This window comes from Thalassolituus sp. UBA2590, assembly GCF_002339775.1.
In the GTDB taxonomy this organism is placed as follows: domain Bacteria; phylum Pseudomonadota; class Gammaproteobacteria; order Pseudomonadales; family Oceanobacteraceae; genus Thalassolituus.
Window position 1 is genome coordinate 21,299 of sequence record NZ_DDKU01000112.1, and the last position, 6,961, is coordinate 28,259.

A 6,961-nucleotide genomic window follows, 5' to 3' on the forward strand; every position below is an offset into this window, starting at 1 on the left:
AAACGGGGCCATTGGCCCCGTTTTTTTGTTGCTTTGTTTTCGTTATGCGCGAACGGTACTCAGCGCATCAGCTTAGGTGCATTCGCCTCCAGCGAACTGGTGCGCATCCGCTCAGTGGCAATGCTGTAGTCGATATCATTGATATCGACGGTACCCATTACTTCGTCGTAATCCATATCGATGAAGGCCGTTGTTTCCAGCATCAGTGCGTACTGACTGTCCGGCAGCATGGTGTCGGTCATGCCGGATGGCAACGACGGCAGGGTGACCGTGCTCTCGCCCGCGGGCAAGTGAATCGCCCAGGCGGTCTGATAGCCGACACTCGCCTGAGAGGTTTTCAATCGCAGTGTCGTCAGGTCGCTGTAGCCATTAATACGGTCACGCACCGGCGTCCAGCTGATTGTCGGGTTGTCACTGCTGTCGTTCTGATCTGCCATCAATGGGCGATAGGCAATGCCGGTCACTACTGAGTGCTCGACAATATCGCCGCTGCGATCCAGCAGGCTGCGAGGCTGCCAGAATTCCCAGGTTTCGGTGTAGGCCATGCTGATCAGCGAGCCTTCAGGCAGATCGATGTCGATACCGGGTAATTTCGCCGGGTAGTTCTGCGTCGAGGAATCGTACTTGAACCCGAGCGAGAGGAAGCCTCCCAGCGTGATGGAAGAGTAATACCCATTCTGCACCGGTGTGGCAAAGGAGCCTTGCAGTGCAACCGCAACCAGATCCGTGGCGGTAAACGAAATGGACAGTTGCTCACGCTCACTGACGATCGGATTGGTATTGGTGGCGATGGTGGTGAAGGTCTGGTTGCCCAGGTCTTCTGCGCCGGTAATCACACCATTCTCGACTTTGAAGGCCCACAGGTTACCGGTAACTTCGCTACCCACAGGAACATTGAAGTAAAGGTCTTCGTAGTAATAGTTTGCCTGGTTTGACGTCAGACTGAAGCGCTCAAAGTCATGCAATGGCGCACCGTTGTCATCGAGCAAGGCCAGAACATAACTGCTGGCTGAGTCGTTGTAGAAAGGAACGTACGAGGTATCCGCTCTGACACCTAACTCTTCTACCTCAGAATAGAGCGTGACATCGAGGCCAGGTGACACACAGTAGAAGCTTTCGTATCCGTAGCCGTCCTTGAACACGTGTACATTCTGAGCGCCAGACAGTGCGGTGAACGAGGCCACGCCCGATGCATCGGTGGTGGTCGTGGCGTCATTGTCGTTGAGCATCACGATGGCGTCTGGCAGTGCCGCACCATTGATGTCGCGTACCATCACAGAGATATCGCCACTGCCGGCCATCATATCTCCACAGGCGGCCGGGGCAAATCCGATATTGGTTGCCAATAGGTCTGTACCGTAATCGAGCAGGTAGATGCCAGAGATGTAGTAGCGGTCGTCTACGGTGTCCCACAGGCCATCGCTGCCCTGATATTCGCTGGCCGCCATGACCAGTTCGCCTTCGTCGTTGTATTCATTGAGCGAGTAGTAGGTGAAGTCATCAGCGGTTTTCCAGATACCGTCTGGCCCTGCGCTGTAGGCACCGCTTTCACGCACGATCAGGCCGTCCGAATTGCGCTCGGTGTAGGACACATTGCTGATGTCTCCGGCGGCACTGAACCAGGTGGTATATAGCGGGTTGCCATAGGCGTCTTCGTCGATCTCGCGATAGCCCGTCAGGTCGAAGGTGCCTGCGTCATTCAGCAGGAAGTCTTCCAGGCGATACGAGGTCGATGACAGTTCGGTGTATTCGGTATAGAACACCAGAGTGTCGTTGGTGTCGTAGCGCTCGTACTCGGTGAGGCGGCTGCCATCGAAGGTCTCGATGATGTAACCACTGCGTAAGTCGTCGTCGGTAAACCATATAGCATCCGGCCCCGGTTGATTGTACTGGTCGTAGCCTGTGTCTGTGGCGATAGAGTATGGCCAAGCCAGAGTGTCGTCTTCCGTCAGAGGAATATCATCGTTACCGAACGCGGTTGTGCCGACGTCGAGACTGTTGGAGAAATCCGCAGAATACACTTTGTAGCGATAGATCTGACTGTCGCTGAATGCCGGGGCGTTCGGATCGCGCGCGGGGTCATAGTAAAACTGCTTAAGCACACGCCCCTCGGTATCGCGTTCGTACTTCAAGTAGTTGTACGAGGCTGTCGGCAGGTCGTCCGAGGTAAACCAGAGGCCGTCCGCGCCTTTGCTGCTGAAATCCGCACGCTCAAGCTCGTTGTTGGCGTCGTCATACATCCGGTAGCTGTAACCGTAGATATTGTCGTCGCCGCTCAGCCATTTTCCGTCCGGACCCATGCCGTTCACCCGTGCGCTGATGCTGACGTTGCCGGCATCGGTTTCTGAAGTGAATGACAGGGTGCCGCTGGCGAAATCGTCAGCGGTGAACCACTCGCCATCGAAGCCCGGGCCTCTGTGATTGGCAATAATCAGTAGATCGCCGTCTTCGTTATAGCCGTAGTAACTGTAACCGTTGGCGTAGTCGTCGGCAGTGAACCAGGTGGCATCACTACCGGCTAGGGTATAGTTTGCTGCATACAGCGGCTGGTAGTTATCGCCCAGTAACTGCTGGACGTGAGTGTCGACGACGTCGTCATCGGTAAACCAGATGCCGTCCTCGCCCTCATCGTCGTATACGGCGGTGACGGTCTGAGGAATGCTAAGGTCAGTAGTGACGGTGACATAGCTGTCGACTACGTCGTCACCGGTGAACCAGACGCCATCTGCACCACTGTATTTGTAGTTGACGACCTGCCCGCGATTGCCTTCGCCATCGATAACGATCACCTGGTACCCAAGGACACATCCCGGTGAATCATCTTGGGTGAAGATTATGCCATCCGGGCCTGAGCTCAGACACGGTATGCTCAGGATTGCGCCTTCGCTGGCGCCTTCAAATTCAAGCGGGCTTTCCTGCGAAATGACTACCGCGCCGCCATTGCTGCTTGCTGCGATATCGTCTTCGGTATACCACACGCCATCCTGTCCGGGATGATCAAAGCTATACGACACGCCCAGGTAACCAAAAGGAGAAATGGTATAGCTCATGATGAAGTCATCGCTAGTGTCGGCGACGGCATCGGCACCCATACTTACTTTGGTCACTCTTTGCCAGTTATAGGTCGCGGTGGTTTCGGTAATTTGGTAACTATTGCCAGTCGTAATATTGTCTACCGAGCGGGTGAGCTCGTCAGGAATCGGCGCAAATATCGCTTCTTGTTGTTGCGCTGCGAGCTGTGCATACAGGCTGGCAATATTGCTTGATGGATCAATCGGCGATGCCTGTGGGGCAATGGGCGTGAAGCCTGCGGGCAGTTCAGGGTCGAGATTCAGGCCAGAAAAATCGTAGAGTGCCTCGCCTAGAGTCGGTGGTGGCGTCACTACTTCGTCTTCGCAGGTGATGGCGACGTTGCTGACATTGCCGGTTAATGTGCCACTGCCGTTGCTTATGGTGCAGGTCTGGCCCGATGGCGCCGAGTTGATGCTGAGTGTCCAGGCGCTGCCACTGGCCATGGCATCAGTGAAGGTCACTGCACCGTTAGTCGCACCGCCATCGTTGAAGAATACACCGTCTTTGTACAGTTCCCAGATCACGCTGCCAGAAGCGCCTGAGGCCGTGCCGCTGATGCTGTACGTGGTGGGGCCGACAACGATGTCCGAACAGGTGATAGAGACAGTCGTCACATTGGCGGTCAGGGAGCCGTTGCCATTGTTGATCGCACAGGTCTGACCGGAAGGCGCGGATTCAATCACCACGGACCAGTCACTGCCGGCGTCCATTGCAGAGGTAAAGGACACATCGCCATTGCCACTACCGCCATCATTGAAAAATACGCCGTCTTTGCGCAGTTCCCAGATCACGCTGCCAGAAGCACCTGAGACCGTGCCGCTGATGCTGTACGTGGTGGGAGCAACCACTTCATCGCTACAGGTGATGGAGACGTTGGTGACGTCGGCCGTCAGAGCGCCGCTGCCATTGGTCACAGAACAGGTCTGGCCAGACGGAGCTGTATTAATGACCACACTCCAGTTGCTGTCTTCAGCAATGCCAGCAAGAGGTGAGAAGGTCACAGCGCCGTTCGTGTTTCCGCCGTCCTGAACAATACTGCCAGCGACGAGAGTTTCCCAGATCACGGTGCCGGTCGCCCCTGAAATGGTGCCTGCAATACTGAACATCTCAGGCGGCGGTGGTGCAGGGAGATTCGCTAGATTGCCGTCTTTCACCAGGGTGACCAGAGCGTCGTAATCGGCAATGGCCGGATCGTTGTCGATGGCGTCACCGATGTCATCAAGCAGGCCATCCCAGCCCGAGCCGTCGGCTGCAAACGGCGTGGTCAGGGGGTTGCCTGTTGCTGGGATAGTGAATCCTTTGTCAGCAAACGAATTCAGCAGATCAGTGGACGCTGTTGAGGTATCCACCGCGGTTCCGTTGAAGTTCGCAAACCAGTCGGCGGGGCTCTGGCCGGTCGCTTTGGCCATAATCAGGTCGGTAAGCGGTGTGATATTCACCGTGCCTGCGGCCGTCGCATAACTGTGTAAGGTCACAGGCGGATTGCCACCGGTGACTTGCAGTGCGCAGGGCATCGCCCCATTGGCGACTTCGCCCGACCAGTTGCCGTTGGCGTCGGTGGTGACGGATTCAGTAAAGGTGCTGCCGTCAGCGCAAATCGCGGTGACGGTACCATCGGTAATGGCGGCGCCGATGGCGGCGGTACCGGTCAGAGACTGTGTCGTCGCCGGAGCCTCTGGTGTTGGGGTGGTGGGGGTGGGTTGAGGGTCGGGTGACCCTGAACTGGACGAGCTGCCGCAGCCGCTCAGCAACAATGAACCCGCAAATATCCCTGCGAGCGCAATGCGTTCCATCTTAATACGTTCCATAAACGTGGCCTCAGAAAAGGGGGTTTTATCAGCCCGAAACGTTAACTCTGAGGAGGGGAGGTAGGGCACCCATGTTCAGGGGGGTCCTAAAGTGTGGCTACCCTAATGAAAAGGGTATAGATATCATCCGTTTCCTGAACAGACCTGTCAGTTTTTATGACTGAGGGCACAGGAGCGCTATCTGAATGATAAAAACAGTATTGATTGTTGAAGACCTTCCCGACGTTGCCGAATGGCTGACGGAACGGGCGGAAGACATCTTTCCGGGCGTCGCTGTACATCAGGCCGAATCGGTTACCGAGGCACTGCGTCACCTGGTGCTTCCGTCCATTGACCTTGCCTTAATTGATCTCGGATTACCCGATGGGCGCGGTGAGAGCATCATCCGTCATATCAAAGAAAGAAAGCCCGAAACTCTGTGTGTGGTTACGACCATCTTCGATGACTCAGAACATCTTTTTCCTGCATTGCGGGCGGGCGCAGATGGTTATCTGCTCAAGGATGAAACGAACGATGAATTTACTGCCTCGCTCCGCGGAATCATGGATGGGCGTCCACCGCTGTCGTCATCAATAGCTTTACAGGTTCTGAATTATTTTCGTCCTGGCCACAGTGAAAAAGTCGAGCTGACAAACCGGGAGCGTGATGTTCTGCACCTGATTGCTAATGGTTTGAGCGTAAAGCAGGCGGCTGATGCTCTAGGGCTGAAGCCCAATACAGTCTCGGGCTATATGAAAATTCTGTATCAGAAATTGCAGGTTTCGAATCGGGCCGAGGCTGCTGTAAAGGCCGTCAATATGGGCCTGATTGACCCATAAAAGAGGCCTGCCCCCATAAACATGGGGTTTTTGAAAACGCACTTCTTACTAGACTTCGGAAGTTATTTAAAGGGAGACAATCATGAAAACGTTAGCAGTTCCTTTCATCGCTCTGACACTTGCTATTGGCGGATGTGCCAGCATGGGAGGCGGCGAAGCCGAAGAGAAAAAAATTGAAGTAGTTACAGACAATCTCGAGAAAGTACAGGGAAGCAAAGAAGTTTACCTCGGGCAGTTTTCCGTAACCTTTGTTACCAAAGATAAGGCCTCGGCGACTTCCGAAAGTGGCATGTTCAGCAAAGACCGGGCATACGCAAAAGCCATTCTTAAATCTGAACTGAAAGGCATTCCGCAAGAAACTATGCAAGCCATTACGGAGGAAGCTTACAAGAACTTCGTCGCTAAACTGGAGGCAGACGGTTACGTTATCCGCAGTTATAAAGAACTTACGGCCAACAAAGACTGGGAAAAAATTGATACGTTGGAAACCCCGTATCAGCCCTCTTCTGTTGGCTCTTTCTTTAAAGGTGATAAAGGAAAAACCCTGACCTTTACTCCAGAAGGAATGGATCTCCTTTACTACAAGTCGTATCCCGCGGTACCTGGCGTGCCCATGGTTTATGACTTAGCGAAACTGGCTGGAGATCTGGACTACCCGGTGATCATGGCCGATTACCGTGTTCACTTCGCCAACCTGTCGGGCCAGACGGACCGCTCAATGGATTACAACACGGGTGAACGTACCTACAGCGCAGAAGTTTCCTTTGGTCAGGCGATTAACGTACAGCCAAATTCCGGCATTTCATTCCTGCGTGGGGTGTCCGGGACATTCAGTAACAAATCAGGCTACGCCCAACTTGAAACGCCGGTCATTATTGGTGGCGCGTACGGCGAAACTGAAGATACCACCTCAGGTGCTCAGAAAGCGGCGAATGCATTCAGCGGACTGTTAGGTATGGTCAGCGGTGGTTCATCTGATACCACTGAAGTCACTGTGAATGCTGATCCTGTCATTTATGCGCGTGGTGTACTTCAGGCCATCGACCTGACTAATGACGAAGTTCTGAAAGCCTTCACCTCCGGAGAGTAACCTCTTCGTTCTTTTCAGGGCCTTCGGGCCCTTTTTTCTGACCTTTTGAACAATTCAGGCAATAGATAGCACATGACCTGTTTCGACGTGTTATTTCAGGCAACTCCCATTTAAAGTCGGCCATTCTCTTGTACGGATACTGTCTATGAATCTCCGCTCTCCGGCCATGCTCT

3 protein-coding genes are annotated in these 6,961 nt (G+C 54.1%); 2 read left to right on the plus strand and 1 reads right to left on the minus strand.

Annotation, left to right across the window (positions count from 1 at the left end; translation table 11 throughout):
* Positions 1 to 59: 59 nt before the first annotated feature.
* The gene (locus B2067_RS10110; protein WP_301388346.1) at positions 60 to 4,880 is read right to left on the minus strand and encodes a carboxypeptidase-like regulatory domain-containing protein; all 4,821 of its coding nucleotides are present in this window, start codon (positions 4,878 to 4,880) and stop codon (positions 60 to 62) included.
* A gap of 185 nt (positions 4,881 to 5,065) precedes the next feature.
* On the opposite strand from B2067_RS10110, the gene B2067_RS10115 reads away from it, so the two are divergent.
* Both B2067_RS10115 and B2067_RS10120 read left to right on the plus strand, forming a co-directional pair.
* Positions 5,066 to 5,698: a LuxR C-terminal-related transcriptional regulator gene (locus B2067_RS10115; protein WP_301377859.1), complete on the plus strand. Its 633-nt coding sequence runs from the start codon at positions 5,066 to 5,068 to the stop codon at positions 5,696 to 5,698.
* Between the two features lie 82 nt (positions 5,699 to 5,780).
* Positions 5,781 to 6,788, plus strand: a complete 1,008-nt coding sequence (locus tag B2067_RS10120) for a hypothetical protein (RefSeq protein ID WP_068434835.1) — start codon at positions 5,781 to 5,783, stop codon at positions 6,786 to 6,788.
* Positions 6,789 to 6,961 lie beyond the last annotated feature (173 nt).

Coding starts and splice junctions, on each gene's coding strand:
- B2067_RS10110 (WP_301388346.1), bottom strand. CDS start 4,880: ATGGAACGTATTAAGATGGAACGCATTGCGCTCGCAGGGATATTTGCG.
- B2067_RS10115 (WP_301377859.1), top strand. CDS start 5,066: ATGATAAAAACAGTATTGATTGTTGAAGACCTTCCCGACGTTGCCGAA.
- B2067_RS10120 (WP_068434835.1), top strand. CDS start 5,781: ATGAAAACGTTAGCAGTTCCTTTCATCGCTCTGACACTTGCTATTGGC.